Source organism: Nocardia sp. bgisy134 (assembly GCF_965341865.1).
Lineage (GTDB): Bacteria > Actinomycetota > Actinomycetes > Mycobacteriales > Mycobacteriaceae > Nocardia.
This window is the reverse complement of sequence record NZ_CBDQZP010000003.1, coordinates 196,812-222,057: the sequence shown is the minus strand read 5'-3', so window position 1 is coordinate 222,057 and position 25,246 is coordinate 196,812. Positions and strand designations below refer to the sequence as shown.

Genomic DNA, 25,246 nt, shown 5'->3' with positions numbered 1-25,246 from the left:
CGATACACGTCACATTTGCCGAGCTGAAGCTGCCGCGCTCCGACCAGGGGCGACTCACCCGTACTCCGAGGCTCTCATCTCAACAAATCGTCTGCGATAGACCCGCCGTGCGGGATGCCCGGAGGGATTGCGAAGAAGGCGCTGCCGGTGTGCTGGATGAGCGGGTTCAGGCGGTCGCTCGCGGCGAGGGCCCGCTGGGCCGCGATGAACTGCGCGGGAGGGTTGTTCATGTAGGCCGCGAAGAGCAGGCCCGCGTCGAGCTGGTTGTGGCCGCCGTGGGTGTGTTCCGGGGTGCCGGGTGCGTGGGGGTGTGGTTCCTCGGTGGCGCCGCCCGCGTTGGCGACGAGGGTGCCGTAGTCGTAGTTGTAGCCGCGGCGGAGCATGGGGATGTCGTGGACGAGACGGACGTGCGCGGCGGCCGGGATGGCGAGTTCGCCGGTGGCGGTGCGTGCTTCGAGGTCGACGGGGTCGAATTCGCGGCTTCCGTGCAGGGGCGCTCCGTCGCTGCGACGGCGGCCGATGATGGCGTCCTGTTCGGCCAACGGAAGTTGGTCCCAGTCGGCCGTTTTCATGCGGATCTTGCGGAAGACCAGGTATGTGCCGCCGCGCAGCCATGCGGGTTCGTCGGGGGAGTCGATCCACACGGCACGCTCGAACGTCTCCGTTCCGGATCGCGGGTTGGCCGTTCCATCTTTGTGGCCGAACATGTTTCGCGGCGTTCCGCCGTCGGCGGGGCGGGTGAGGAAGCCGTGTTGGGTCCAGCGCAGGCGGCCGAGGCCGGGCATGCGCGCCCGGAGTGCGCGGAAGGCGTGGCTGACGATCTGGGCGTCGTCGGCGCAGATCTGCACCAGCACGTCGCCGCCGCTCCACGCGGGATTCAGTGCGTCGCCGGGGAATTCGGGCAGTGTGTGCAGGTGGCGAGGGCGTTGGGCGGCGAGGCCGAAGCGTTCGTCGAAGAGCGAAGGGCCGAGCCCGAAGGTGAGCGTCAGGCGGGCGGGGTCGAGGTCGGTGGCGAAATCGGTGTGCGCGCTGAAACCCGGTGCGGTGCCGGGGCGTTCCGGGACCGGCTCACCGGCGGTCAAGGCCGCGGCCGTCGCGGTCCATCCGGAGAGCAGGTCGCGGAGCGTGGCGCGATCCGGTCGCGCGACGTCGACCGAAAGGAACAGCGCGTGCGACTGGGCGGGAGTGGCGATACCGGCTTGCCTCGGTCCGTGGAAGGGTTCGATTGCGGAGGGAGGTGCGGGGTCCGGCGCTGTCGCGCGGCCCGCGACGGCGCCGACTGTGGCCGCTCCTGCGGTGGCGAGGCTCGCGCCGAACAGGGCGCGGCGGGTGACGCGGCCGGTCGGTGACTCGGAATTACTACTCGCTGTAGTACTTTCGCTCATGAGGCGACAGCGTAGCGGCGCGCTCGCCTTCCTTCAACATGGCTGAAGCTTTGCTGGTTCTCCACCCGTGCCGCGCTCCGGGGTTGCTGTGCGCGAGACTGAAGTCGTGACCTCCGAGAACGCCCGGCCCGGACCGCCCGCGATCAGCGCCTCCGTCATTGTGCTGACGCTCGCGCGCACGGTGGAAACCGAACTCGGCGCCGCCCTCGCCCCGCTGGATCTCACCATCGGCAGGCTCGGGCTGCTCGGTCACATCTCCGGTGTGCCGGGTGCGTCGTTCAGCGATCTGGCGCGTATGTCGGGCATCAGCGTCCAGAGCGTGCACACCGCGGTGAAGACGCTCGTCGCCGCCGGGCTGGTGCGCGACCGCACGGCGCGGGCCGGGTCCGCGTCGACGATCGAATTGACGCCCAAGGGTTCTCGTCTGCTGCGCAAGGCCGAGGGGGTCCTCGCCGAGGTCGACGAGCGACTGTTCGGCGCAGAAGCCGATCCGATTCGACACCAGATCGGCGCGGCCATCCTCGCCGCCTTCGCGAACGGAATCCCCTCGCGATGACTTCTCGCGTTCCGCGGGGGTGATTCGGCGCACGTCCTTCAGTCTGCCTGAAGCTCTCCGATTAGGCTTCAGTCCAACTGAAGGACGAAGGAGTCGATCGTTGAAGCATTTCCTGCTATCGGTGCATGTGGTGGCGGCCATCGTGTTCGTCGGCGGCTCGGCCGTGGCGGCGAGTCTGTTCCCTCGGTACGCGCCGGTCACGGCGGGTGCGACAACGCGGAATCGAGCCGAACGCAGCGTCGCGGTGGCGCGGGTGCTGCACCGCGTCACCGGTACCTACGCGGCACTCGGGATCGTCGTGCCGGTCGCGGGCATCGTGCTCGCCGCGGTGCAGGGCAGGATGGGCGAAATCTGGATCACGCTGGCCATGGTGCTCACCGCTGTCGCGGGCGGGTTGCTCGCGGTTCAGATCCATCCCATGCAGCGCGACGCGCTCGCCGAACCCGACGACGGCGGGCGGCTGCGTGCCCTCGGGATGCTCTCGGGCGTCTACAACCTGCTCTGGACGGTGGTCGTCGTGCTGATGATCGTCCGGCCCGGCTCTGCCTGAACCCGCCTCCCGAGCCCTTGTGACCTGCGGAGATCATCCGCCGCGGTCGCGCGCGGAAACCCTCCTCGGCGCGCGTTGGCACTATGGCTTGGGGAAGTGATCACTACGAGGAGGTAATTGGAGATGGCTCGGATTCCCACGGCGCTGCTGGCGGCCGGTGGACTCGGCGGAGGTTTCGCGCTGGCGCAGGCGACGAAGAAGCGGGAACTCGGCGGCGTGGTGTTCGCGGCGGCGACCGCGGCCGCGCTGCCTCGGTGGCGCAAGGCGGTCGGCACGGGTGGGGCCGCGGCGTTGACGGGGCTGTCGGTGGGCGCGCTGGGAGCCTCGCACCCGCTGGCCAAGAAGATCGGCGCGTGGCCGTCGGTGGCGGTGGTGTCGGGCGTGGTCGCGGCGGCCGCGTGGGCGACGGTGGATCGCCGGGCCTGACTCGGGCCGTGGCTGTGCGGCCGGGGACCGGAGGCGGTTCTCGACTGCATTCTGGTGCTTCGGATCTCGTCCAGGCCGACGCGTTCTCGCGGGGCGGGTCCGACGTGCGTCGGGCCCGCCCCGTGCGTAATGAGTTGTGTGCTAACGAAATCGACGCTACAAGGCGGGAACCTCGCCCTGGGGCGGCGCAACGGGCAGCGGAGCCATCGAGCCTTCCACCGCGCCGACGATCGCGCCGATGCCCGCTCCGGCGGCCGCGAACGGGAGCGTCACCATGCTGATCGCCAGGGTCGAGGCGATGATGGGCATGAAGATGAACCCGGCGGGCGCGAAGGGGAGCGCGACGACGAGGCCGACGGCTCCGCCCATCACTGCGGCGATGGCCGCGATCGGGGCGGCGGCGACAGCGCCGACGACCGCGCCCTGTGCCGCGGTGCCGAGGACGTCGGCCGCGATCAGGTCGGACCGCGCGCGATCGACGCCGGAACCTTGGATCGCGCCGGACAGGTTGTTCTGCGCACCCATCGTGGCGTCGTTGATCATGGCGGCGATCTCGGGGGGGATGAAGTCGGGCCTGCCGACTTCGACGTTGCCGACGCGGAGCACGTTCGTCGGCGTCGGCACGACGTTGGCGGCGGGCACGACCGCGTCGGGTGCGCCTTCGGCAGCCGCCTCCGGTGCGGGTTCGGCCGGATCCGCGACGGGCGCCGGAGCGACCGCGGGGACGACCGGCAGAGGGATCGGGAGCTGGATCGGCGCGCCGAAGACGTTCGCCCCGAGCGGGAGCGGGTCGGTGACGGCACCGGCGGGCGCCGACACACCCGGCGGGGGCGCCTCGGCCACCGCGGGTGTGGCCGTGACCACGGCCGCGGAGAGTGCGCCGACGACCAGTGTCGCCGTGCGCAGCGAGAAGGAGTGGAACGGGACTACCGACTTGTGTGTGGCCATGCGTTCGTCCTCATCTGGAAGGGCGGAGATTCCTACGAATCTGATTCGGAGCCGCTTCTCAGTCGGATGAAACCAATTTCACACTGTGCGTTCCGCTCGGTCGGTTTTGCGGGAAAGGCCGCCCGATCGATCACTCCTTCACGTCGGCGAGCGCCGCCTCGACGTCGGGCGGTGTGACCTCCGGCCGACGACGCTCGCGCAGGTAGGCCCACTGGAGCACGCCGATTCCCACCAGTCCGGCGATGGTCGTCCCGATCCCGATCTGCCAGCCCGGCGGACGCCAGTCGACGACCAGTTCGGCGCTGTGGGTGCCGGGCGGGATGTCGACCGCGAGGAACGTGCCGGCTACGGCGAGCGTGGGAAGTTCGTGGCCGTTCAGGGTGACGCGGTGTCCGGGCCAGGTGAGGCGCGAGAACACCACGCGTCCGCCGGTGGCGGAGCTGACCTTCGCGCGGGTGGTGATGTCGTCGTAGGAACCGGTCGAAGTGGCGGTGACGCCGGAGGTGTGCGCGATGGCACCGTCGCGCGTCGAGGCCGGACCGCCTTGGCGTTCCAGCACCCAGATGAAGCGTTCGTGTCCGCGGTAATCCGCCCACTGCCAACCGGGCGGGGCCGGGTGGTCGCGCGCGTCGGGGTACTGGGCGCGGTGCAGCACCACCCGGTCCACCTTCATCAGATCGACGACCGGTATGCCGGTGGACGGCTCGTCGGCGAAGACGCGGCGGAACGCGTCCGGGCAGGTGCTGCCGTCCCAGGCCATGCAGAGCAGTCCGGCGATTCCGGTGTGGCCGATGGGTGTATAGGCGTTCACGTAGTCGAGTTCGAGCGCCTTGGCGTAGTTGCCGATGGCCAGCGATCCGTATGCCCGCGCGATGTCGCGGTCCTCGGGGGCGATAATCGCCCGGTCGGCGAGTTGCAGTGTGAGACCGCCGAAATCGGGGAAGGCGGCCCGCATCTCGGAGCGCCGTTCCGGGAAGTTGTAGGACAGCGGCGTCATCGGTGCGCTCGCCACCTGCGCGAACGCGATCGGGAACATGGCGGCGATGGTCAGCGCGCAGGCCGGGACGATGCCGCGCGTGCGCGCCAGCCACACCACCGCGGCGCCGAGACCGGCCACCACGACGACCGCGAGCAGATGGCGCAGCACCAGCTGGGGTGCGGCCGAGAACGATCGGATGAACAGCAATCCGATCAGCACTCCGGCGGCCACCGCGCGCCGCTTCGACGACGCGAAAGTGCCGTAATGGCTGAGCAATACGCAGACCAGCACCAGCAGCGCGATGGCCACCATCGGCAGCACGCGCGCGGGCCAGCGCAGCGGGCCGATCGCGCCGGGGCCCGCGGTCCACATCAGCACGGCGGTCGCGAAGAACGCGATGCCGCTGAACTCCCGCGCGGAGCGGCGCGCCGCCTTCCAGTCGATGAAGGCGAGCGCGGGGATGAGGAACCACGCGATGTAGACCATCGGCAGCGGCTGCACGTGACCCCACCACGCGGTGAACGCCGGTGTGGTGCTCGGCAGGCTGGCGTTGAGCGATTCCGACCAGGGCACGGTCAGGAAGGGATCGTTGTGGATCTCCGCGCTGCCGCGCCAGGTGACCTGCGAGGAAAGGATTCCCGACAGGTTCGCGATCGCCGCGGTCAGCGCCGCGAAGCCCGCGGCGAGCGTCAGCCGCAGGGCCGGGGCCCAGCGCTGCTGGTAGACGATCTCGCCCGCTGCTACCGCGGCGATCACCAGCGCGGATTCCACTGCGGGGAAGGCGTATTGGACAGTGAGCGTGAGGTAGAGGAAGACGAACACCGGGATCGGGCCGCTGCGCCCGCGCGCGTAGTTCACACCGGAGGCCCAGGCGTGCACCATCCACGCGGTCGCGACGTGCGGGGTGAACCAGCTCGCCTCGTCGAAGAACAGGAACCAGCCGCTGAGCGGGAACGCCACGCCCGCGACCGCGGCCCACGGTCCGCGGGCGCCGTAGGCGAGGCAGATCCGGAACACGCCGAGGCCGGCGATGATCGAGAAGACGAGCTTCACCAGGGTCGCGTAGAGGGCGAGGTCGTCCATCGAGGGCGCGATCAAGAAGACCAGCAGCTGGGGCGGGTTGTAGAGCCCGGCCTCCTCCAGCGTGTAGTTGCCCGCCATCCATTCGTGCGGGATGAGGACCGGTAGTCGACCCTCTCGTAACTGGTTTCCGAGCGCCACCCACATCGGGGCGTACTGCGCCTCGGTATCGTCCGTGTAGTAGTGACGCGGATCGGCCAGCAGCACCGCCAGATATCCGGCGATCACTCCGAGCGAGGTAACCGCCCCCCATTTCAGTCCTGCCCGGCGCGATACGGCCGCCGCGATTGTGCTCACAAGGGGCGGAGCGTATTAGCACCGGATGAACGAAGCAAGAACCGATTGGTGACTTTTGTCCGTTTCTTCGGCGGTCATGTCCGGTTGGATTTTGCTTCTCCGCACGTGATAGGAGGGGTGTCATGTCATGTTCACCGTCTGTCCACCGCGCGGACACCAAGGGTCGGTGCGCGCGGGTCCCGCGTCGGTCGATGGTGCGATGAGGACGCCGGAGGAGGAGTCACCAGAGTCCGGCGTCGCCGAAAGCCGGAGCGCCGGTGTGGTCACCGCCCCCGCGAAGCCGAAGCGGTGGTACACGCGAGCGGAGCAGCCGGACAACGTCCGTCAGCAGCCGGGCGTATGGCCGGAGCCGGGCCGGGGGTACGCAGAGGGGGCGCAGGTGGACGAAGTCCGTCAGCAGCCGGGCGTATGGCCGGAGCCGGGCCGGGGGTACGCAGAGGGGGCGCAGGTGGACGAAGTCCGTCAGCAGCCGGGCGTATGGCCGGAGCCGGGCCGGAGGTACGGAGAGCGGGCGCAGTCGGACGAAGTCCGTCCGCAGTCCAGCGCACGGCCCGAGCGCTACCGGCACGACCTCGACGGCCTACGCGGCATCGCGATCGCGCTGGTCGTGGTGTTCCATATCTGGCTCGGCCGGGTTTCCGGGGGCGTGGACGTGTTCCTGGTCCTGTCGGGCTTCTTCTTCACCGGCTCGCTGTTGCGGCGCGCGGAGTCGACCGGCACGGTCGCGCTCGCCGCCACGGCCCGACGGCTCGGCAGGCGGCTGTTGCCCGCGCTGGTGTTCGTGCTGGCCGTCGTCGCGGTCGCGACGGTGCTGATCCGCCCGTACACGCAGTGGACGGAGGCGGCCGCGCAGACGCTGGCTTCACTGCTGTACTACCAGAACTGGTATCTGGCGCTGTCCTGGTCGGACTACCTGGCCGCCGACCCGTCGGTGAGCCCGTTGCAACACCTGTGGTCGATGTCGGTGCAGGGGCAGTTCTATCTGGTCGCGCTGGTCGGAATCGCGTTGCTGGTGGCCGTAGTTCGCCGGTTCGGCCGCGCGTCCGCGCTGCGGCCGACCGTGGCGGTCGTGCTCGGCGCGCTCGCGGTGGTCTCGTTCCTGTACGCCGCGCGGGGCGTGCAACTGCACCAGGGCTGGAACTACTACGACAGCCTGGCGCGGGGGTGGGAGCTGCTGGCAGGCGCGCTGCTCGCGGTGCTTGCGCCGAAACTGATGGTGCCGCGGCTGTTTCGCGTGCTGTTCGCGGTGATCGGCGCGATCGTCGTGCTGAGCTGCGGCTGGCTGACCGACGGCGCCAACGAGTTTCCCGGTCCAGCGGCCTTGATTCCGGTGGGCGCGGCCGTGGCGCTGATCCTGTCGGGCGCGGGCCTGCCGACCGGTGCACAGCCGCTGCCCAATCGGCTGCTCGCGGCGGCGCCGATGGTCCGGCTCGGCGAACTCGCCTACGCGCTGTACCTGTGGCACTGGCCGATCCTGATCTTCGTGCTCGCCGAGCGCGGCACCCCGACGGCGGGCATCGAGGCCGGGCTCGCGGTGCTCGCGATCTCGTTCGCGCTGGCGTACCTGACCCACCGGTTCGTCGAGGAGCCGCTGCGGGCAGGCGCGGGCGCGAGCCGATCCGGCTATCGCCGCCGCGCGGGCCGGATCGTCGCGGCCGTCGGCGCGACCGTGCTCGCGGTGGCGGTCGGGGCACAGGTGGTGAGCAGAATCCTGCCGCCGCAGCCGGTCGCGTACCTGGATCCGGTGCGCTACCCCGGCGCCGAGGCGCTGGCGGCGGGCGCGGCGGTTCCGCGGGCCAAGATGCGGCCGACGGTCTTCGAGGCGCCCGCCGACGCCGCCTACCCCTCGAGAGAAAAGTGCATCGCGGACTGGGACACCCGCGACGTGATCACTTGCACCTATGGCGATGCCGACGCCGAACACACCATCGCGGTGGTCGGCAGCTCGCACGCCGAGCACTGGGTGCCCGCGCTGGACGTGCTCGCCCGCGAACACGGCTTTCGCATCACGGTCTACCTGAAGATGGGCTGCCCGCTGACGGTGGCGGCCGAGCCGATGTACAAGGGCGAGGCGATTCCCGACTGCCGCGACTGGTCGGCCGAGGTGATCGACCGTCTCGGCGTCGACCGGCCGCAGTGGGTGTTCACCACCGGGACCCGCCCGCGCGACCGCACCGGTGACGAGACCCCGACGGATTACCTCGAGGTCTGGTCCCGGCTGGCCGAACACGGACTCAACGTGCTCGCCGTCCGCGACACGCCGTGGCTGCGCCGCGACGGCATCCGCTACCGGGCCATCGACTGCCTGGCCCAGAACGCCGACGGCGTGGCCTGCGGCATGCCCAGGGTCGAGGCGCTCGACGAGGTGAATCCCGCCGCCGAGCCCGCCGCGTCGTTCCCGAATGTGTTCCCGCTGGACCTGACCGACGCCGTGTGCACGCCGGAGGTCTGTCCGGTCATCGAGGGCAACATCCTCGTCTATCACGACGAGCACCACCTCACCGCCAGCTACTCGCGATCGCTGGCTCCCGAGCTGGGTCGCCAGCTGGCGCCGATTCTCGGCTGGTGGTGAGCCGGGGCCGGTCCGTCCGGCCCCGGCTGTCACAGCGCCAGCAGCGCGCGCTTGCCCCATCGCGGATCGGCCAACGGCCGCACCGCGATGCGCATCAGGGCCAGCGCGTTGTCGTCGCCCGCGATGCGGTTCGCCTTCAACGCGCCGCAGGCCGCGCACTGGTGCACGAGCAGCCATTCGCCGTCGTCACGCACCGTGAGGCTGACCGCGGTCATCCGCCCGCCGCACGACGACGCCCGGTCGCCGGGGATCCGGCCGTCGACGTGGCGGCTGGACAGGCAGTGCGGGCAGTGATTGCGATGCGCCGTGCCCGGTGCGACGACGGACACCGCCATGCGGCAGCCGACGCAGCGGAAGACGTCGCCGGATTCGCCGCCCGGCCCGTGCAGCACGTCCTTGCGGCGTTGCGCGCGAGTGGTTTTCGACTTTCTTCGCGGCATCTCGCAGCCGCCTACATATCGCCGAAGACTTCGAGCGGGAAGGGCGGTTCGGCGAGCGGACGCACGGCCAGCCGCATCAGGATCAGCTGATTGTCGTCGCCGGACACCGGGTACAGCGACAGCTCCTGGCAGCGTGTGCAGCGGTGCACCACCGCCCAGGAACCGTTGCGTTGCACCGCGATCGAGAGCGGGGCCATCCGGCCCAGGCAGTCGGACGCGCCGCCGTCGACGTGATCGACGGTGTGCTGCGACGCGAGACAGCTCGGGCAATGGTTGCGTCGGCTGTCGTCCGGCGCGAGCGTGGCCACCACGAGGCCGCAGCGCACGCAGGTGAAGGTGCCGGTCCGTAGCGCGGGGCTCGGACCGCGATGGGTCGAGGTGTTGGGGTCGGACACCCGGATTCTCCTTACTCCTTGGCTGTGTGAAGAGCAGCGGGAGCAGGCCGAGTGCGCCTCGAAAGGTCAGTTGCTGTCGGCTTTATCGGCGTGGTCGGGCTTCCGAGCCACGCCTCGAGGCGCCCTCGGCGCGAGCCGGGTCATACATCGTCCTCCTTCGCGGCTACCTGTTCGGCCGAGTCCGGTTCGGCGCGGAGGGAACTGTAGCGCCGCGCTCGCGGCGGGGGCCACCGATTATTCGCGGGCGATCGTCGAGCGGCCCTGTCCTTCGATGTCGCGAGCCGACATGGGACCGCCGTGCTCAGCGTGGCGCGTTCCCGAGGGCGGCGACCGCGCCGGAGATCTGCCCGGCGATGTCGAGAATCAGCCGGAACACGTCCTCGGGTACCGGTTTTCCGTTGCACCACAGCACATTGCATTCCGTCGACGCGTACGGCCCGACGCCGAGCAGGACGGCGGCGACGGTGAGCGGGTCCACGAGTTTGCCGAGATCCTCGGGGGTGCGCACCAGCGGCTGGTTCGGGTCCTGGACGGCGTAGGGATCTTCGTAGGCCAGGTCGGGCCCATCGACGACCGCGGCGCTCACCCTGCGGAACAGTTCCTTGTTGTCGGGGTTGCTGGTTCCGGTGAGCACGCCGGTCGGGTTGCCCGGCTCGAACCGGGAGGGCACGCCGAGGCGGACGATCACCAGGTCGCGGCTCGGCACCACGGTGAGGAACTGGCCGAGCGCCCCGGAGAAGGCGTAGGTGTCGCGCGGCGAGCCGACGAACACCGGATGCGAATACAGCTGGGCGACAGGCACGTTCACGCCGCGATAGGTGTCACCGGCATTGAGCCACCACAGGAATCCGTAGCCGCCGTTGGCTTCCGTCGGCGTCGCGGCTTGGCGGATGTAGTCCGGATCGATGAGCGACCGGTCTTCCCAGCGGCCTTCTTGCAGCAGCAGCCTGCCGATCCGGGCCAGGTCGGCGGGCCGCATCGCGAGGCCACCGTTGACGGCGGTGTTTCCGCTGCGGTCGCGCAGCCAGATCCAGTTGTCGCGGTCGATGCCGAGCGGGCCCATGACTTCTCGCTGCACGAAGTCCTGGAAATCGGCCCCCGTGGTGATCTCGATGATCTTCGGCAGCAGGGCGAGACCGTTCTGGGCGTACTGGAAGGTGCTGCCCGGCTCGTAATCGACCGGAGCGGCGAGTGTTTGCCGCACCGAGTCGGTGGACAGACCGGCGATGTCGGCGGGCCAGCTGAAGTGGATGCCGGTGGTCTGGTTGAGCACCTGGCGCACCGTGATGTCCGCGTGCGCGGCGTCGGCCTGTGGGAAGAACGTGCCGAGCGGGTCGTCGAGACCGAAGTAGCCCATGGTCACGGCGCGCCCGACGGCCACCGACGCGACGCCCTTGCTGCCGCTGGCCAGCGGCATCGGGATGTTGCCCGTCGGAGTGTGGTCGGCGACCAGGCAGCCGTGCCGGTAGATCTGCACCGCGTATGACCCGGTCCGCGCGCCCAGTTCCACCGCGTCGGCCACCGCGGCTGGGTCCATCCCGACGTCGGCGGCGTCCTGTCGTTCCGGAGCCTGACCCGCCGTGGGCTCGGCGCAGACCGCCTGGGGCGCGGCCGTGGCGGCGGGCGAGAGCAGCGCCGCCGTGACGAGCACGGTGGCGCCGAGTCCAGCCACCAAGGCGTTGCGACGGAAGAGCATGGTGAATGTCCCTCTGTGGTGCGATGTTCGGGTGTCAGTTCAGAGCGTGGGCACGGGCGTTGCGGTGGACGCTGAAGTAGGTCTGGTCGGCGGGCAGGCGCCAGTTCGGTCCGGTGAACCAGCTCGCCGCCTCGGCGTCGCCGAGTGCCAGATGCCGCAGCCAGGCGATGGCCGCGCCCGCCGAGCGGTAGTGCTCGATGCCGTCCACGGGTGAGAAGTGGGTGACGCCACGGGCATTCGCGATCCAGGCGGGAGCCGCGGCCATCAGGTCGTACTGCCACCAGCGCACCCACGCGAAGTCCGGAACGACGAAATCGTTGTAGCCGGTGAGGAACAGCGTCGGCACGGTGATCGCCGCGCCGAGCGCGAGCGGCCCCGGTTCGATGGCGAGCACCCCGGCCACGCGCAGCGCGGGATCGATCGACGGCGCGGCGGCGGGGAAGACGGTGGCTGCTTGCAGTGCGGCTTGGCCGCCCGCCGAGTGGCCACCGAATACGGTGCGGCCCAGATCGATCCGGCCGAAGAGCGGCGAGTTCGGATCGCGGTTCGCGAGCACGGCCACCGCGACGCCGAGGGCGGGTACGTAGGCCAGCGAGTTGAAGAAGTCGTACGGGATCACCACCACGAAGCCCTGTTCGGCGAAGCGCTTGGCGAGCGCGTCGTACATGCCGGGGTTGGCGTTGATGCCCGGTGTGAACACCAGCAGCGGCGCGCTCGGGAGCTCGGCGATGTCGGCGGGGTAGTAGGTGTTCACGCCGATCGGCGACTGCAATCCGTACGGAAAGGCTTGGGTGCAGGTGGGATCCGCGGCGTTGCCGAACAGGTGCACGGCGATGTGGGCGACCATGCCCGCGATCGACTCCTGGCACGGATCGGTCCGTACGGCGGTGGCTACGGGATGCGGGCCCGGCTTGTTGTAGATCTCCTGCACGGTGGGTGCGTCCCCGGCCCGGCCGGTGGCCTGCGAAGCCACCAGCGTCGCGGCGGCGATCAGCAGCGCGGCGGCCGCGCGGCGCGGGCCGTTCGTCCTCGTCATCGAGGTCCCCCTAGCGTGCTCGAGTCAACCGACCGAGCAAGCTGTGGAACTGGCCGGTCTCAGATCGCGACTGTAGCGCAGGAGTGTTCCGCGACACAATCGCTTCGGCGAGTACGCTCTGGGAAGCACTTGGCTCCACGTGACGGATTTTCATTCCAAACGAGGGACGGGCCATGAATATCGCACTGTGGATAGTCGCCGGGCTGCTGGCGGTGGTGTATCTCGCCGCGGGAGTGGCCAAGCTCGCGCAGCCGTACGAGAAGCTCACCGCGAATCCGAATATGAGCTGGGCCAAGGACTTTTCGCCCGGCATGGTGCGCCTGATCGGGACCGTCGAGGTGCTCGGTGCCGCCGGCCTGATTCTGCCCCGCGCCACCGGCATCGCCGAGGTGCTGACGCCGCTGGCCGCGCTCGGGCTCGCCGTTCTCCAGGGCTGTGCGATGGTGGTGCACTCGCACCGCGGCGAGACCAAGAACCTGCCGATCAACCTGGTGCTGCTGCTCCTCGCGCTCTTCGTCGCCATCGGCCGATTCGCCGAGTGGGGCTGAGCCGCGCGGCGTGCTCGGCGCGGCGCGCCGCGGGATGCCTGCGGTCGCGCGGGTGACAGTTAGAGTCGGTGTCCGGGCGATGGGCCGTGGGGATCCGGCCCGTTGGTGAGAGCGAAACAGCTAGGAGTACACGCCACCGAAGTACGTGAGGGGGAGGACGTATGTGGTTTCTCGTGGATACGGCGGAGCCGGACAAGGTGATTCGGCACGTGCCGAAGGAGGGGATGGCGCGGGAGCGCTCGCTGCATCGAGCGATACGGCCCGCGGGACTGGCGACGGCGGCCGGAACGGTCATCGCACAGGCAATCGAGAGTGCGCAGCGGTCCGAACGCGCGGTGCTGCTGCGCGGCGAAGCGCATCGGGTACTGGCGATTCCGGTGCCGGGACCGGACGGCGTGCCGCTCGCCGTGCGGCTGTGGGCCGGCGCGTCGCGCATCGATCCGCCCGACCCGCCCGCGGTCGACGCCTTCGTGTGGGACAGCCGCCAGTGGATGTTGCGCAATCACGGCGGGGGCGGCGGGCCGGTGCTGCCCGAGGGGCATCCGCTGCTGCACGGCGCGTGGTTCCTGTCGCGGGTCATCGAATGTGAGGACCGGGATCGGCTGATGACCGCGGCGCTGGATCCCCGGCCCGGCGTCGCCTGGCGCGGGCCCATGCAGGTGCGCACCCCGGACGATCGCACCGCCAGGGTGTTCGGTTTCCTGCGCTATCACGCCGAGGGCGCGCTGCGCGGCCTGTTGCTCGAAGTGGCGGCCGACCGCGCGCCCGGACTGGTGCCCGCGACCTATCGCGACGACGCGGCCATCGCGCTGCTCGGCGGCACCACCGCGCTGATCGACGCCGACACCATGCAGATCATCGAGTGGCTGACCCCGCCACTCGGCGACATCGCCTGGCGGCACCACCCGGCCTCGCGCGGCCTCGATCCGGACGACGGGCGCGAATTCACCTTGGCCACCACCCATCTCGTGCATCCCGACGACGTGGACGGCTACCTCGGCGCACTGCGCGAGCTGGCCGAGCGGCGCAGCGAGCGAACCAGGGTGGCGGTGCGGCTGCTGACGTTGCGCCGGGACTGGCAACCTGTCGAGCTGTACGCCGCAAGGCTGCCGCGCGGCCTGCCGCGATTCCTGATCTGCCTGATCCGGCCGGTCGCCTCGGATCCCGTGCCCGAGTAGGGAAACCGGGTGCGGTTCGGTCGGGCGTCGGCGAGGCGCGCGGCACGGCATTGCCGCGCGTCTCTCGGGGTCGCTCGATCGTTGCTATCGGTTCGCTGCCGGGTTGTCGTCGTGGCGGGCCCGCGGGTGTTCCAAGGCGTTGTCGAGGTGGATGACGTCGTCGTATCGCGCCCGGTGAACCCCCGTCTTGCAGGACATCTGTCCAGTTCAGCGGCCCCATCCGGCCGGGCCGCCGGTAGGACATGTGATCGGTCCCACCCGGATCATGTTGATAGCATGGCGTTTCTAGCCGACCGGATGCGGGCGGACCCCCGGATGCACCTCGAAAGAGTCTTTCCATGCAGTTTGAAATCATCGAGCGGGATGAGACGTGGGTTGCCGGATTGCCGGTGCGCAGCCCGAAGCGTGCCCTCGGAAAACTGCGTGACCACGACTTGGAGGCCGCGTGGGCGGCCGTGCTGCATCAGGAGCTCGGCGGGCCGCTGGCCAGCGCCTACACCGATTACACCGGGGAGCTGGGCACGTACAACACCCAGATCGTCGGATATCAGTGCGGATCCTTCGCCGAGGTGACTCGTGGCCATCTCGTTGCCCGTCTGCCGCGCGGCAGTTACGCGAAGTTCTCTTCGGTCGGTAATTTTCCGCAGGTGATGACCGATCTCTGGACGCAGATCGCTTACGCCGAGGAACACAATCAGATCAAGCGGACCTATACCGGCGATTTCGAGTGTTACCCGCACGCGTACAAGATCGATCTCTACCTGGCGGTCGATCCCCGATGACGTATGCGATCCTCGTCCGCAACGAGGCGCTCTACGGCGGACTGGTGGTGCCGCGGGTGCGACCCAGTTTCAAGGTCAGCAACAGCGATCTGATCGAGTTCCTGAAGGACCGATTACGCGATCGCGGCGCCGCGGACCAGCCCATGTACACCGTGTATGTGCCGGATCCGGCCGGAAACTACAACGCGATGGTCTGCTTCGAGTATCCGGATCCCGCCGAGGTGCCGGTCGGCGATTTACTCGTACGGGTACCGAAGGGCGTCTACGCTCGTTTCGAACCGAACGGGGACTATCACGATCCGGTAGAGGACGTATGGGCCCAAGTGGACGACGCGACCGCGTCCGCCGAAATCACCCGCGCCTATCGGGAGGAGATCGAGGTGTGGCGCGGGCCCGAGGCGGTCGAGTTGTTCATCTCTATCCTTGTCTGATAGCTGCAGGTTAACTACGCGTGAACCGACTGGTCTCTATCTTCTAACTTAGGAATACCTTGCAGCCTTTGACCTGCGAGTATTTCGGGGACCACGATCAGTTTTCGGGATATTAACCAGACGCCTGGTCAATTCCTGCCGGATGACGGATACTGCCCTAGGCAAACTCTCCCGGAGCGCTCGGCGGCGGGGGAGTCTGTCACCCCGGCTCGAAGATCGCGCGCGGGCGCGGTAGCAACGGAGTAGGAACACCATGGCTGTCGAAACAGTCGCAGTCGGCGCTTTCGGAGCGCGCGATGCCGAGGTGTTGCGGTTTCGCGACATGCATTCCGGTTATGTCATCCACGTGGCTCCACCGGGCGCGCATCCGGATCTGTGGCGGCGCTATCTGCGCGGTGCGCTGCGGGTTTACCGGCACTATGAAGTCGAACCTGCATTGGAATACGAGAAAGTCTCCGACGGGCGCTCGACCTCGCTGTTCTTCGCGGCAGTCGATCCAGCGGGCGAGGTTGTCGCCGGTCTGCGCGCCCAGGGTCCGTATCTCCTCGAGGACGAAGTGCACGGGCTCGGCGCATGGGCCGGACGCCCCGGCGAGGCCGACCTTCGCGCGATGATCGCCGAGCGGATTCACCAGGGCATAGTCGAGGTCAAGGCGGTCTGGGTGACTCGCGAGGGCGTCGCGCACCGCGCTCAACTCGGCGCCGCGCTCTCCCGCTGCGTGGTGCACGCGGCCTGGCTGCTCGGCGCGCGGTTCGGTTTCGTCACCGCCGCGGCGCACACCGCCCGCCTGTACGAATCCAGCGGCGGCCGGATCGCCGTCGGTGTGCCCGCCGTGCCGTATCCGGACGATCGGTATCGCACCGTCCCGCTCTGGTGGGACAGCCACGCGTGCCGGACCAGCGCCACCAAATTGCAGGGCTCGCTGCTCGCCCTCGAACGGGCGGCGCTCGGCGCCTGGTTCACCCGGGCGCGTCGCCTGGCCACCGCGGGCGACGCCCGGATAGGGGGACTGGCGCAAGCATGAACGGTGACCCTGGTCCCGGTGCGGACTATCGGCCGCTGATCCTCGACGAGACCGTGCCGGACGAAGCGTCCGTCCTCGCACAACTGCGAAAGTCACCGATGATCCGCATCGTCGACCTGCGCGACGTGCTGCGCGCCGAGCTCGGCAAGCTGAACAATCCGCCCGGCGACCTGGGCGGACCGGAGACAGACCGTTGGGTCTACTACCCGTGGCGGCGCACGCTGACCGGGTTGCCCGGCGAGCGGACCTACCGTGCGATCCGGCTCGACCGCAACCGCAACAAGGTGACCCGCGCCGAACAGCGGCGGCTCGCGGGGCTGGCCGTCGGGGTGGTCGGGCAGAGCGTCGGTCACGCCATCGCGCACACCCTCGCCATGGAGGGCTCCTGCGGGCTGCTGCGGCTGGCCGACTTCGACGACATCGAGCTGTCGAACCTGAATCGGGTGCCGGGCAACGTCTTCGACATCGGCGTGAACAAGTCGATCGTGACGGCCCGCCGGATCGCCGAGCTCGATCCGTATCTGCCGGTCGAGGTGTACACCGCGGGAGTCGACGAGCACACGGTGGACGAGTTCCTGTACGGGCTGTCGATCGTCGTCGAGGAATGCGACTCGCTGGACGTGAAGTTCGCCGTCCGCCAGGGCGCGCGCAGGCACCGGCTGCCACTGCTGATGGACACCAGCGACCGCGGTCTCTTCGACGTCGAGCGCTACGACCTGGAACCGGAGCGCCCGCCCTTCCACGGCCTGCTCGGCCCGACCACCGCCGCCGACCTCCGCGGGTTGTCCACCAAGGAGAAGGCGCCGCACGTGATGCGGATCCTGGATCCGAGGGAACTGTCGGCGCGGATGGCCGCGAGCCTGGTCGAGATCGACGAGACCGTCACCACCTGGCCGCAGCTGGCAGGCGACGTGCAACTGGGCGCGGCGATCGTCGCCACAGCGGTGCGCCGCATCGGCCTCGGCTACAAGCTCTCCTCCGGGCGCACCAGGATCGATCTGGAACGCGGCCTCGACGGACTCGCCGAGCCGGAGCCCGAGGACGTGGTCTGCGAGCGGGAGCCCGACCCGACAGCGGAGCCGTCCGGGCCTGCGCGGGTGAACGTGCTCGAATGCGCGCAGCGCGCGCCGTCGGGCGGCAACACCCAGCCCTGGCAGCTGCGGCTCGACCACCACGCGATGCGCATCGATCTGGCGCGCAACCGGTCCTCGGCGCTGGACATCGGCTATCGCGGCAGCGCGGTCGCGATCGGCGCCGCACTGCACAACGCCCGCGCGGCGGCCGCGGCGCACGGCATCCTCGGCGACCACCACCTGATCGAGGACGACAGCACGGCGCTGACCGCGCTGCTGGAATTCGGTGCGGGCTCCGACCCGCTGCTGGCCCGCGATTACCCGGCGGCGCTGGCGCGCGACACCAATCGCAAGCTCGGCACCGGCGCGCCGCTCGGCGACGCCGTGCTGGCCGGTCTCGCTGCGGCCGCCGCGGCGGAGGGCGGCGCGGTGCGCGCGATCATCAGTCGTCCCGAGCTGTCCGAAGCGGCGGTGCTGATCGGCGAATCCGATCGCATCCGCCACCTCACACCGCGCCTGCATCAGGAGATGTACGGCGAACTGCGCTGGCCCGGCGAGGATCTACGCACTGGCATCGACGTGCGCGGCATGGAACTCGCGCCGGACGAACAGGCCAAGCTGCGGATCGGCGGACGCGCCGATGTGATGGCCAGATTGCACGAGTGGTCCGGCGGCGCCGCGCTCGGCGAGTACAGCCGCGATCGGGTGCTGTCGAGCTCGGCCCTCGTCGCGGTGACGCTGCCGTGCCGACCGGGGCCGTACGGTGCGAGTCTGGCCGATTACGCCACGGCGGGCGGGGCTTTGCAGCGGGTCTGGCTGGAGGCCGGACGACGCGGTCTGGCCGTGCAACCGGTGTCCCCGGTGTTCCTTTACGCGCGGCACCCCGACGAGCTGATCGCGATTTCCCCGGATTTCGCGGATACACTAACGTCACTTCAGGGCCGTTTCCTGGACCTGCTGGGAGTGCCTGGACATGAGATCATGGCATTGGTGCTTCGCCTGAGCTACGCGGCAGCAGCCACGGTCCGCAGCAGGCGGCTTCCAGTGCCGGGTGCGGGCGACCGCAGCTAGCACGATCGGAGACAAGGTGCCTCGGCGAACGCTCGACTCACTGGTGACGCAAGTCGCCGCCGAGTTGATGGGCGTCGACGCCACGACCATGGTGGCGGCGAGCGAACGCGTGCTGGCCAGACTGGTCGAGCATTTCGACGTCGACTTCAGCTACCTGCGCCATACCGACCGGGAACGGCGCGCCACCGTGCTCGTCGCGGAGTGGCCGCACCGCGGCGACATTCCCGACCCCGATCCGCTGAAGGTGGTGCAGTTCGAGAACGCCGACTCGGTGTTCCGCGAGCTCGAGTTCGCCACCGAGCCGATCATCGTGCGCCCCGACGTCAAGTCCGCCGACTACCAGGAGACGATTCGGCGCTCCTCCGGAATTCCGCAGGTGGCGATGGCCTGCGTGCCGCTCATCTCGCGCGGCGAATCCACCGGCGTGCTCGGCTTCATCAAACAGGGCGACCGGGATTGGAGCACCAGGGAACTCAACGTGCTCAAGGCGATCGCCGCGTTGTTCGCCCAGGTGCAGGCGCGCGTGGTGGCCGAGGAGCGGCTGCGCTACATCGCGCTGCACGACGATCTGACGGGTCTGGCGAACCGGCGCGCGTTGCTCGAGCACATGGAGGACCGATTACGCCCCGGCAACCCGGGCCCGGTCGCCGCGTTCTTCCTCGACCTCGACCGGTTGAAGGCGCTCAACGACTTTCTCGGACACACCGCGGGCGACAACTTCATCCGCACGCTCTCCTCGCGGCTGCGCGAGAATCTGGACGCCAACGACATGATCGCCCGCCTCGGCGGCGACGAATTCGTCATCGTGCCCGCCAAGCCCATGGACGCCGTCACCGCTGAGCTGGAGGCGACCAGGATCCAGCAGCTCATCGGCCGCCGCGTCACCGTCGGCGGCGAATCGGTAAGCCGCGGCGCGAGCGTCGGTGTGGCGGTGGGCATTCCCGGCGAGACCACGGTGGCCGACGTGCTGCGCCGCGCCGACCACGCGCTGCTGTCCGCCAAATCGGGCGGCGGCAACGGCGTCGCGGTGTTCACCGACGCCATGCGCGCCCAGTTCGAGCTACAGGACGACGTGGAGCTGAACCTGCGCGGCGCGGTCTCCGACGGCTCGCTGCTGTTGCACTATCAGCCCGAGGTGGATCTGCGCACCGGACGGATCGTCGCGCTCGAGGCGCTGGTGCGCTGGATGCATCCGACCAGGGGACTGCTGCCGCCCGGCGCGTTCGTCACCGTCGCCGAGGCGACGAATCTGGCGGGCGAGCTCGGCCGGTGGGTGATCCGCTCGGCCTGCGCGCAGTTCGCCGAATGGCGCCGCAGGGGGTTGGCCGCCAACGTGGTGATGCGCATCAACGTCTCGCCGGTGCAGCTGGTGAGCCTGGATTTCGTGGAGCGCATCGAGGACATCCTGCGGCTGTTCGGCATCGACGGCAGTTCGGTCTGCCTGGAGATCACCGAACACGTGGTCGTCCAGGATCTGGCGCGCACCCAGGTGACGTTGCGCGGGCTCAAGCGGATGGGCGTGCAGATCGCCATCGACGATTTCGGCACGGGCTACAGCTCGCTCTCGCACCTGAAGGCGCTGCCGGTCGACGCGGTGAAGATAGACCGAGGCTTCGTGCAGCGGCTCGGCGCGAGCACCGACGACCTGGCCATCGTGAAATCCATTATCGGCCTCGCCGGTTCGTTCGGACTCGGCGTGGTGGGCGAGGGTGTGGAGACGGCGGTGGCCGCGCGAACCCTGGTCGGCCTCGGTTGCTACCGGGCACAGGGTTTTCTGATCGCGAGGCCGATGCCGTCGGACCAGGTCGAGTCGCACCTGGCGCTCGGCCGGATTCCGCTGGATCTGGACCTGCCCCGGGCCGCCCGCGGCGTCGCCAAGCATTGACGGGTTCTCTTTTCTAGATGTTCACCGCTCCTCGAGCGTGACGATGCCTACCGTATCCGGTTGCGCTGCGACGATCGGCGGGTGCGCATCGTGCAGCTGGCGAACTTCTACGGTCCGCGGTCGGGTGGGCTGCGCACCGCACTGCACCATCTGGGCGCGGGCTATGTGGCCGCGGGGCACGAGGTGGTGCTGATCGTGCCGGGACCGCGCCGCGCCGAGGAGGTGCTGCCCGGTGGCGCGCTGCGGATCACCTTGCCCGCCTTGGCCATTCCCTGGACGGGCGGCTACCGCGCCGCCGATCCGCGCCGGGTCGCCGACGTGCTCACCGGCCTGCGGCCCGACGTGCTCGAGGTGTCGGACCGGCTGACGTTGCGCGGTTTCGGCCGCTGGGCGCGCAAGCGCGACATGGCAGGCGTGATGATCTCGCACGAACGGCTCGACCGGCTGCTCGGTCAGGTCCTGCCGGGCAGACTGGCCCGCCGCTGCGCCGACATCGCCAACCGCCGCACCGCGGCCGAATACGACATCGTGGTCTGCACAACGGAATTCGCGCGCGCCGAGTTCCTGCGCATCGGCGCGCCGAACGTCGAGCTCGTCCCGCTCGGAGTGGATCTGGACCTGTTCAGCCCGCGCAGGCGCGACCGCAGGCTGCGCGCCGATCTCGCGGCCGGGCATCCGCTGCTGGTGCACTGCGGGCGGCTCTCGGTCGAGAAGCGCGTCGACCGCAGCATCGAGGCGGTGGCGCAGCTGCGCAAGGCGGGGACCGAGGCGCGTCTCGTCGTCGCGGGCGACGGCCCCCGCCGCGACGCGCTGGAACGGCGCGCCCGCGCGCTGCCGCCGCTCTCGAACGGCCAGCCCGCGGTGCACTTCACCGGTTTCATCACCGACCGCGCGATGGTCGCCAAACTGCTTGCCACCGCGGATGTCTCGCTGGCGCCGGGCCCGCACGAGACCTTCGGCCTCGCCGCGTTGGAGGCGCTGGCCGCGGGCACGCCGGTGGTCGCGAGCCGCTCCTCGGCGCTGGCCGACATCGTCACCGCCGACTGCGGCGCCATCGCCGCCGACCACCCCATCGCGTTCGCCGAGGCGGTCACCGACGTCCTCGCCCTTCCCGCCGTCGCCCGCCGCCGCGCCGCCCGGACCCGCGCCGAACAATTCACCTGGCCCCGCGCCGTCGAAGGCATGCTCGCCGTCCTCGCCCGCTGACCGCCGCGCCGAACCAGGGCCTCCCACACGGGTTCGGCACTCTGCACACGCCCGGTTCCTATGCGGGACGTACGAATGCTGTGTGGCAGGCCAGATGCACTGGCATCAAGAGGCCCTCGCAGAGGGTGGGTATGTCTCGCAGGGCGTGCAGCCCGTGGCTATGTGGCGCCCTACGCAGGCTGTGCGTCAGCCACGTGTACCGGGCCACGGGTCCGTCGCAGAGGGTGGGTGCGCCTCGCAGGCGGTGCAGCCGCTGCGAGGGGTGCGGAGGCTCTGCGAGCTAGTCACGGGCGGCGAGGACGGCGTCGTAGAGGGCGCGGCGGGAGACGTTGTTGGCGGTGGCGATGTGGGCGCAGGCGTCCTTCAGACGCAGGCCTTGGGCGGTGAGGGTCTCGACCTCGGCGACGAGGTCGGCGGGGTCGGTGGCCTTGGGCTGGGCGCCCTCCAGGACGACGGTGATCTCGCCACGGGCGCTGTCGGCGGCCCAGTCGGCGAGTTCGGCCAGGGTGCCGCGCACGACCTGCTCGTAGGTCTTGGTGAGTTCGCGGCAGACGGCGGCGCGGCGGTCGGGTCCGAGCACCTCGACGGCGTCGGTGAGGCATTCGGCGAGCCGGTGCGGCGCCTCGAAGAAGACGCAGGCGCGCGGTTCCTCGCGCAACGTGCGCAGCCATTCCTTGCGCGGGCCCGACTTGCGCGGCGGGAAGCCGTCGAAACAGAAGCGCTCCACGGGCAGCGCGGACAGGGCGAGCGCGGTGGTGACGGCCGACGGGCCCGGCAGGCAGGTGACGGGCAGGTCGCGTTCGACGCAGGCCGCGACCATCCGATAGCCGGGGTCGCTCACCGAGGGCATGCCCGCGTCGGTGACCAGCAGCACCGTGCGCCCTGCCTCGATCTCGCCGAGCAGCGCGGGAACGCGGGCGGTTTCGACGTGGTCGTAGAAGCTCACCACGCGGCCGGTGATCTCGACGCCCAGCGCCTTGGCCAGCGCGCGGGTGCGCCGGGTGTCCTCGGCGGCGACCACGTCGGCGGACCCGAGGGCGTCGCGCAGACGCTGGGACGCGTCGCCGATATCGCCCATCGGCGTCGCCGCCAGCACCAGCCGCCCGCCCACCGATCCCCGGGCCGCGCCGTCCCCCGCTGTCGACTGGTCTGCCACCGCACTCCCGTCTCGCTCGACACCCGGCAACCACCGGACACCAGAAGCCTAGTGGGCGCATCAGGACCCAGTTCGTCGCTGACCCGCGATGGTCGAAGCGAAGGCGGCGGTACGAGTAGTGGGCGCAGCTGGACACAGTTCATCGATGACCCGCGTCGGAGCGAGGCCGAGGTACGCCCGGTGGGCGCGGTTGGAGCGCACGGAGGCACACCGAGTGGGCGCAGTTGGCCGGAGTTCGTCGCTGACACACGCACGGCGGTAGCGAAGGCGGAGGTACGCCTGGTGCGCTGCTGGACGCAGTTCGTCGACAACCCGCCGAAGTGGACGTTCGCCCGGTGGGTGCTTGCCGGGCGGAGTTCGTCGCTGACCCGTCCGTGGCTGAGGCGGAGGCGCAGGTACCGCCGGTGCACGCCGGTCGGACGTGATCCGTCGTCGGTTTGCGCGTGGCCGGAGCCCGACGCGCGGGTGTGAGTTGTACGTACCGATCAGTTTCGGGGTACCCCGGTCCTAATACGATCGGGGCGTGACCCAGGTGACCTCCCGCGCGACCGTACCCGGGGCAGTGCCCACCTGGTCGAGTCCAGCGCCGCTCCGGCCGTCGCCCGATTTCGGCCCCCTCGACACGCTGCGGGGGTGGCTGGTCACGGCTGTCCTGACCGCGTTCGCGGCGGTGACTCGGTTCACCATGCTGAACTATCCGACCGACGCGGGAACGCCGGTCTTCGACGAGAAGCACTACGCTCCGCAGGCCTGGCAGATGCTCACCGGCGGCGGGGTGGAGGACAACCCCGGCTACGGCCTGGTGGTGCATCCGCCGGTCGGCAAGCAGATGATCGCCATCGGCGAGTTCCTGTTCGGCTACAACGGCTGGGGCTGGCGGTTCACCGCGGCGCTCGCGGGCACCGTGCTGGTGCTGCTGGTGGTCAGGATCGCGCGCAGGCTGGCCAGGTCGACCCTGATCGGCGCGATCGCGGGCATCCTGGCGATCGCGGACGGGCTCCTTTTCGTCTCCTCCCGCATCGGCATGCTCGACATCTTCATGGCGCTGTTCGTCACAGCGGCCTTCGGCTGCCTGGTGGTGGACCGCGACGAGATGCGGGCCAGAATGGCGCGCGTCGACGTCGAAGGACGTATCGGTGCGACACCGTGGGGTCCGCGGCTCGGCGTGCGCTGGTGGCGTTTCGGCGCAGGCGTGCTGCTCGGGCTGGCGTGCGGCACCAAGTGGTCCGGCATCTATTTCATCGTGGCGTTCGGCATCCTGAGCGTCTGCTTCGACGTCGCCGCGCGGCGCGCGTACGGGGTGCGCAAGCCCTGGCTCGGCACGGCGCTGCGCGATGCCGGCCCCGCGCTCTACGCGCTCGTGCTGATCCCGCTCGGGGTGTATCTGGCCACCTACTGGGCCTGGTTCGCCAGCGAGACCGGCGTGTACCGGTACTCGGTCGGCAATCAGGTGGGGTCGGGAGGTCCGTGGTCGTTCCTGCCCGACGCGCTGCGCTCGCTGTGGTTCTACAGCGGCGAGTCGCTGCACTTCCACGAGGGCCTGACCAATTCCGCGGGCAACCACCATCCGTGGGAGTCCAAGCCGTGGACCTGGCCGATGGGTCTGCGGCCGATGCTGTACTACTACGCAGACACCAATGTCACCGGCTGTGCGCAGGCGCAGTGCGTCAAGGCGGTGATGCTGATCGGCACCCCGGCGATCTGGTGGGTCGCCTTCCCGGCGCTCGCCTGGATGCTGTGGCGCAGCGTGGTCCGGCGCGACTGGCGCTACGCCGCGGTGCTCACCGGCTACGGCGCGGCGCTGCTGCCCTGGTTCCTGACCCTGGACCGGCAGATGTACTACTTCTACGCCGTGCCGCTCGCCCCGTTCCTGATGATCGGCTTGGCGCTGGCGCTGGGTGACGTCATGGGCCCGGCTCGCCTGGTGCCGATACCGCGTAGTCCGTCGGGCACCTTCCTGCCCGCCGTCCCCAGCGAGCGGCACGGTCTCGGCCTGCTCGCCGTCTGCCTCTATCTCGGTCTGGTGATCGCGAACTTCATCTGGCTGTGGCCGATCCTGACCGCGCTGCCGATCACGCCGGGCAACTGGCACGACCACCTCTGGTTGCCGAGCTGGCGCTAGACGGAGGCCCGCCCGCGCGGCGGACCCCGTCCGGCGTCGATCAGTATCGGGTCTCCAGCGCGGATTTCACGTAGCGCAGGGCGGTTTCGTCGTCCAGGCCGAGCCGCCTGATGGCCGACACGTACGCGGTCGCGGCGCGTCCGGCCGCGTCGCGGGTGGGGTCGCCGGAGGACGCGATGAACGACCCCTGCCTACCCCTGGTCTCCAGCACGCCGTCGGCCTCCAGTTCGCGATAGGCGCGCGCGACCGTATTGGGCGCCAGGCCGAGCTGGGCGGCCAGGGCGCGCACGGTGGGAATCTTCGTACCCGCGGTCAGCTCGCCGGAACGCACCTGCGCGATGACCGCCAGCCGCAGCTGCTCGTACGGCGGGACGGGCGAATCGTGGCTGATCGTGACGGTGAACATAGGC

Annotated in this window: 22 protein-coding genes; 13 read left to right on the top strand and 9 right to left on the bottom strand. The window is 69.9% G+C overall.

Annotated elements, in window-relative coordinates; all coding sequences use genetic code 11:
• Nucleotides 1-74: 74 nt before the first annotated feature.
• The gene (locus tag ACRWNM_RS07670) at nucleotides 75-1,385 is read right to left on the bottom strand and encodes a Dyp-type peroxidase (RefSeq protein WP_431964935.1); all 1,311 of its coding nucleotides are present in this window, start codon (nucleotides 1,383-1,385) and stop codon (nucleotides 75-77) included.
• A 106-nt stretch (nucleotides 1,386-1,491) separates the two neighbouring features.
• On the opposite strand from ACRWNM_RS07670, the gene ACRWNM_RS07665 reads away from it, so the two are divergent.
• The 3 genes from ACRWNM_RS07665 (at nucleotide 1,492) to ACRWNM_RS07655 (ending at nucleotide 2,917) form a co-directional block, all read left to right on the top strand.
• On the top strand, nucleotides 1,492-1,941 hold the full coding sequence (locus tag ACRWNM_RS07665; protein ID WP_431964933.1) for a MarR family winged helix-turn-helix transcriptional regulator: 450 nt from the start codon (nucleotides 1,492-1,494) through the stop codon (nucleotides 1,939-1,941).
• Between the two features lie 100 nt (nucleotides 1,942-2,041).
• Nucleotides 2,042-2,491, top strand: a complete 450-nt coding sequence (locus ACRWNM_RS07660) for a hypothetical protein (RefSeq protein ID WP_431964931.1) — start codon at nucleotides 2,042-2,044, stop codon at nucleotides 2,489-2,491.
• A 123-nt stretch (nucleotides 2,492-2,614) separates the two neighbouring features.
• Nucleotides 2,615-2,917 (top strand): hypothetical protein, encoded by a 303-nt coding sequence (locus tag ACRWNM_RS07655; protein ID WP_431964929.1) that lies wholly within the window; start codon nucleotides 2,615-2,617, stop codon nucleotides 2,915-2,917.
• 156 nt (nucleotides 2,918-3,073) lie between these two features.
• On the opposite strand, the gene ACRWNM_RS07650 is transcribed toward ACRWNM_RS07655, so the two are convergent.
• Both ACRWNM_RS07650 and ACRWNM_RS07645 read right to left on the bottom strand, forming a co-directional pair.
• Nucleotides 3,074-3,865 (bottom strand): hypothetical protein, encoded by a 792-nt coding sequence (locus ACRWNM_RS07650; RefSeq protein ID WP_431964927.1) that lies wholly within the window; start codon nucleotides 3,863-3,865, stop codon nucleotides 3,074-3,076.
• A 130-nt stretch (nucleotides 3,866-3,995) separates the two neighbouring features.
• Complete coding sequence (locus ACRWNM_RS07645; RefSeq protein ID WP_431965387.1) at nucleotides 3,996-6,212, bottom strand: hypothetical protein; 2,217 nt, start codon at nucleotides 6,210-6,212, stop codon at nucleotides 3,996-3,998.
• Nucleotides 6,213-6,420: 208 nt separating this feature from the next.
• Between ACRWNM_RS07645 and ACRWNM_RS07640 the strand changes: the two genes are divergently transcribed.
• Nucleotides 6,421-8,793 carry an acyltransferase family protein gene (locus ACRWNM_RS07640; RefSeq protein WP_431964925.1) on the top strand — a complete coding sequence of 791 codons (2,373 nt, stop codon included), beginning with the start codon at nucleotides 6,421-6,423 and terminating at the stop codon, nucleotides 8,791-8,793.
• A gap of 29 nt (nucleotides 8,794-8,822) precedes the next feature.
• Here ACRWNM_RS07640 and ACRWNM_RS07635 read toward each other — a convergent pair whose 3' ends face one another.
• The 4 genes from ACRWNM_RS07635 to ACRWNM_RS07620 all read right to left on the bottom strand — a co-directional run bounded on the left by ACRWNM_RS07635 (nucleotide 8,823) and on the right by ACRWNM_RS07620 (nucleotide 12,360).
• Nucleotides 8,823-9,233: an RNHCP domain-containing protein gene (locus ACRWNM_RS07635; protein ID WP_431964923.1), complete on the bottom strand. Its 411-nt coding sequence runs from the start codon at nucleotides 9,231-9,233 to the stop codon at nucleotides 8,823-8,825.
• Nucleotides 9,234-9,244: 11 nt separating this feature from the next.
• A complete protein-coding gene (locus tag ACRWNM_RS07630) occupies nucleotides 9,245-9,628 on the bottom strand; it encodes an RNHCP domain-containing protein (protein ID WP_431964921.1) in 384 nt (127 codons plus the stop codon).
• A 301-nt stretch (nucleotides 9,629-9,929) separates the two neighbouring features.
• Entirely contained in the window at nucleotides 9,930-11,324 is a 1,395-nt protein-coding gene (locus ACRWNM_RS07625) for a serine hydrolase domain-containing protein (protein WP_431964919.1), read from the bottom strand.
• Nucleotides 11,325-11,358: 34 nt separating this feature from the next.
• Nucleotides 11,359-12,360, bottom strand: a complete 1,002-nt coding sequence (locus tag ACRWNM_RS07620) for a hypothetical protein (protein WP_431964917.1) — start codon at nucleotides 12,358-12,360, stop codon at nucleotides 11,359-11,361.
• A 173-nt stretch (nucleotides 12,361-12,533) separates the two neighbouring features.
• On the opposite strand from ACRWNM_RS07620, the gene ACRWNM_RS07615 reads away from it, so the two are divergent.
• The 8 genes from ACRWNM_RS07615 (at nucleotide 12,534) to ACRWNM_RS07580 (ending at nucleotide 21,558) form a co-directional block, all read left to right on the top strand.
• Nucleotides 12,534-12,908, top strand: coding sequence for a DoxX family protein (locus ACRWNM_RS07615; RefSeq protein WP_431964915.1), 375 nt, complete (start codon nucleotides 12,534-12,536; stop codon nucleotides 12,906-12,908).
• 161 nt (nucleotides 12,909-13,069) lie between these two features.
• A complete protein-coding gene (locus ACRWNM_RS07610; RefSeq protein ID WP_431964913.1) occupies nucleotides 13,070-14,086 on the top strand; it encodes a GAF domain-containing protein in 1,017 nt (338 codons plus the stop codon).
• A gap of 338 nt (nucleotides 14,087-14,424) precedes the next feature.
• Nucleotides 14,425-14,868 (top strand): GyrI-like domain-containing protein, encoded by a 444-nt coding sequence (locus ACRWNM_RS07605; RefSeq protein ID WP_431964911.1) that lies wholly within the window; start codon nucleotides 14,425-14,427, stop codon nucleotides 14,866-14,868.
• Nucleotides 14,865-15,299 (top strand): effector binding domain-containing protein, encoded by a 435-nt coding sequence (locus ACRWNM_RS07600; RefSeq protein ID WP_431964909.1) that lies wholly within the window; start codon nucleotides 14,865-14,867, stop codon nucleotides 15,297-15,299. The genes ACRWNM_RS07605 and ACRWNM_RS07600 overlap by 4 nt, the downstream gene beginning before the upstream one ends.
• A gap of 253 nt (nucleotides 15,300-15,552) precedes the next feature.
• Nucleotides 15,553-16,323 carry a hypothetical protein gene (locus ACRWNM_RS07595; RefSeq protein WP_431964907.1) on the top strand — a complete coding sequence of 257 codons (771 nt, stop codon included), beginning with the start codon at nucleotides 15,553-15,555 and terminating at the stop codon, nucleotides 16,321-16,323.
• On the top strand, nucleotides 16,320-18,467 hold the full coding sequence (locus tag ACRWNM_RS07590) for an Rv1355c family protein (RefSeq protein WP_431964905.1): 2,148 nt from the start codon (nucleotides 16,320-16,322) through the stop codon (nucleotides 18,465-18,467). The genes ACRWNM_RS07595 and ACRWNM_RS07590 overlap by 4 nt, the downstream gene beginning before the upstream one ends.
• A 43-nt stretch (nucleotides 18,468-18,510) precedes the next feature.
• Nucleotides 18,511-20,352 carry a putative bifunctional diguanylate cyclase/phosphodiesterase gene (locus ACRWNM_RS07585; protein WP_431964903.1) on the top strand — a complete coding sequence of 614 codons (1,842 nt, stop codon included), beginning with the start codon at nucleotides 18,511-18,513 and terminating at the stop codon, nucleotides 20,350-20,352.
• An 81-nt stretch (nucleotides 20,353-20,433) separates the two neighbouring features.
• A complete protein-coding gene (locus tag ACRWNM_RS07580; RefSeq protein ID WP_431964901.1) occupies nucleotides 20,434-21,558 on the top strand; it encodes a glycosyltransferase in 1,125 nt (374 codons plus the stop codon).
• A 280-nt stretch (nucleotides 21,559-21,838) separates the two neighbouring features.
• Here the strand turns inward: ACRWNM_RS07580 and rsmI are convergent, their stop codons facing one another.
• Nucleotides 21,839-22,669: a 16S rRNA (cytidine(1402)-2'-O)-methyltransferase gene (rsmI, locus tag ACRWNM_RS07575; RefSeq protein ID WP_431965385.1), complete on the bottom strand. Its 831-nt coding sequence runs from the start codon at nucleotides 22,667-22,669 to the stop codon at nucleotides 21,839-21,841.
• A 568-nt stretch (nucleotides 22,670-23,237) separates the two neighbouring features.
• Here rsmI and ACRWNM_RS07570 point away from each other — a divergent pair.
• Nucleotides 23,238-24,836: a dolichyl-phosphate-mannose--protein mannosyltransferase gene (locus tag ACRWNM_RS07570; protein WP_431964899.1), complete on the top strand. Its 1,599-nt coding sequence runs from the start codon at nucleotides 23,238-23,240 to the stop codon at nucleotides 24,834-24,836.
• A gap of 40 nt (nucleotides 24,837-24,876) precedes the next feature.
• Here the strand turns inward: ACRWNM_RS07570 and ACRWNM_RS07565 are convergent, their stop codons facing one another.
• A complete protein-coding gene (locus ACRWNM_RS07565; RefSeq protein ID WP_431964897.1) occupies nucleotides 24,877-25,242 on the bottom strand; it encodes a GntR family transcriptional regulator in 366 nt (121 codons plus the stop codon).
• Nucleotides 25,243-25,246 lie beyond the last annotated feature (4 nt).

Bases quoted from the DNA above. Each gene is read 5' to 3' on its own strand.
- ACRWNM_RS07670 (WP_431964935.1), bottom strand. From the start codon at position 1,385: ATGAGCGAAAGTACTACAGCGAGTAGTAATTCCGAGTCACCGACCGGC.
- ACRWNM_RS07655 (WP_431964929.1), top strand. From the start codon at position 2,615: ATGGCTCGGATTCCCACGGCGCTGCTGGCGGCCGGTGGACTCGGCGGA.
- ACRWNM_RS07650 (WP_431964927.1), bottom strand. From the start codon at position 3,865: ATGGCCACACACAAGTCGGTAGTCCCGTTCCACTCCTTCTCGCTGCGC.
- ACRWNM_RS07640 (WP_431964925.1), top strand. From the start codon at position 6,421: ATGAGGACGCCGGAGGAGGAGTCACCAGAGTCCGGCGTCGCCGAAAGC.
- ACRWNM_RS07635 (WP_431964923.1), bottom strand. From the start codon at position 9,233: ATGCCGCGAAGAAAGTCGAAAACCACTCGCGCGCAACGCCGCAAGGAC.
- ACRWNM_RS07625 (WP_431964919.1), bottom strand. From the start codon at position 11,324: ATGCTCTTCCGTCGCAACGCCTTGGTGGCTGGACTCGGCGCCACCGTG.
- ACRWNM_RS07620 (WP_431964917.1), bottom strand. From the start codon at position 12,360: ATGACGAGGACGAACGGCCCGCGCCGCGCGGCCGCCGCGCTGCTGATC.
- ACRWNM_RS07615 (WP_431964915.1), top strand. From the start codon at position 12,534: ATGAATATCGCACTGTGGATAGTCGCCGGGCTGCTGGCGGTGGTGTAT.
- ACRWNM_RS07610 (WP_431964913.1), top strand. From the start codon at position 13,070: ATGTGGTTTCTCGTGGATACGGCGGAGCCGGACAAGGTGATTCGGCAC.
- ACRWNM_RS07605 (WP_431964911.1), top strand. From the start codon at position 14,425: ATGCAGTTTGAAATCATCGAGCGGGATGAGACGTGGGTTGCCGGATTG.
- ACRWNM_RS07600 (WP_431964909.1), top strand. From the start codon at position 14,865: ATGACGTATGCGATCCTCGTCCGCAACGAGGCGCTCTACGGCGGACTG.
- ACRWNM_RS07595 (WP_431964907.1), top strand. From the start codon at position 15,553: ATGGCTGTCGAAACAGTCGCAGTCGGCGCTTTCGGAGCGCGCGATGCC.
- ACRWNM_RS07590 (WP_431964905.1), top strand. From the start codon at position 16,320: ATGAACGGTGACCCTGGTCCCGGTGCGGACTATCGGCCGCTGATCCTC.
- ACRWNM_RS07565 (WP_431964897.1), bottom strand. From the start codon at position 25,242: ATGTTCACCGTCACGATCAGCCACGATTCGCCCGTCCCGCCGTACGAG.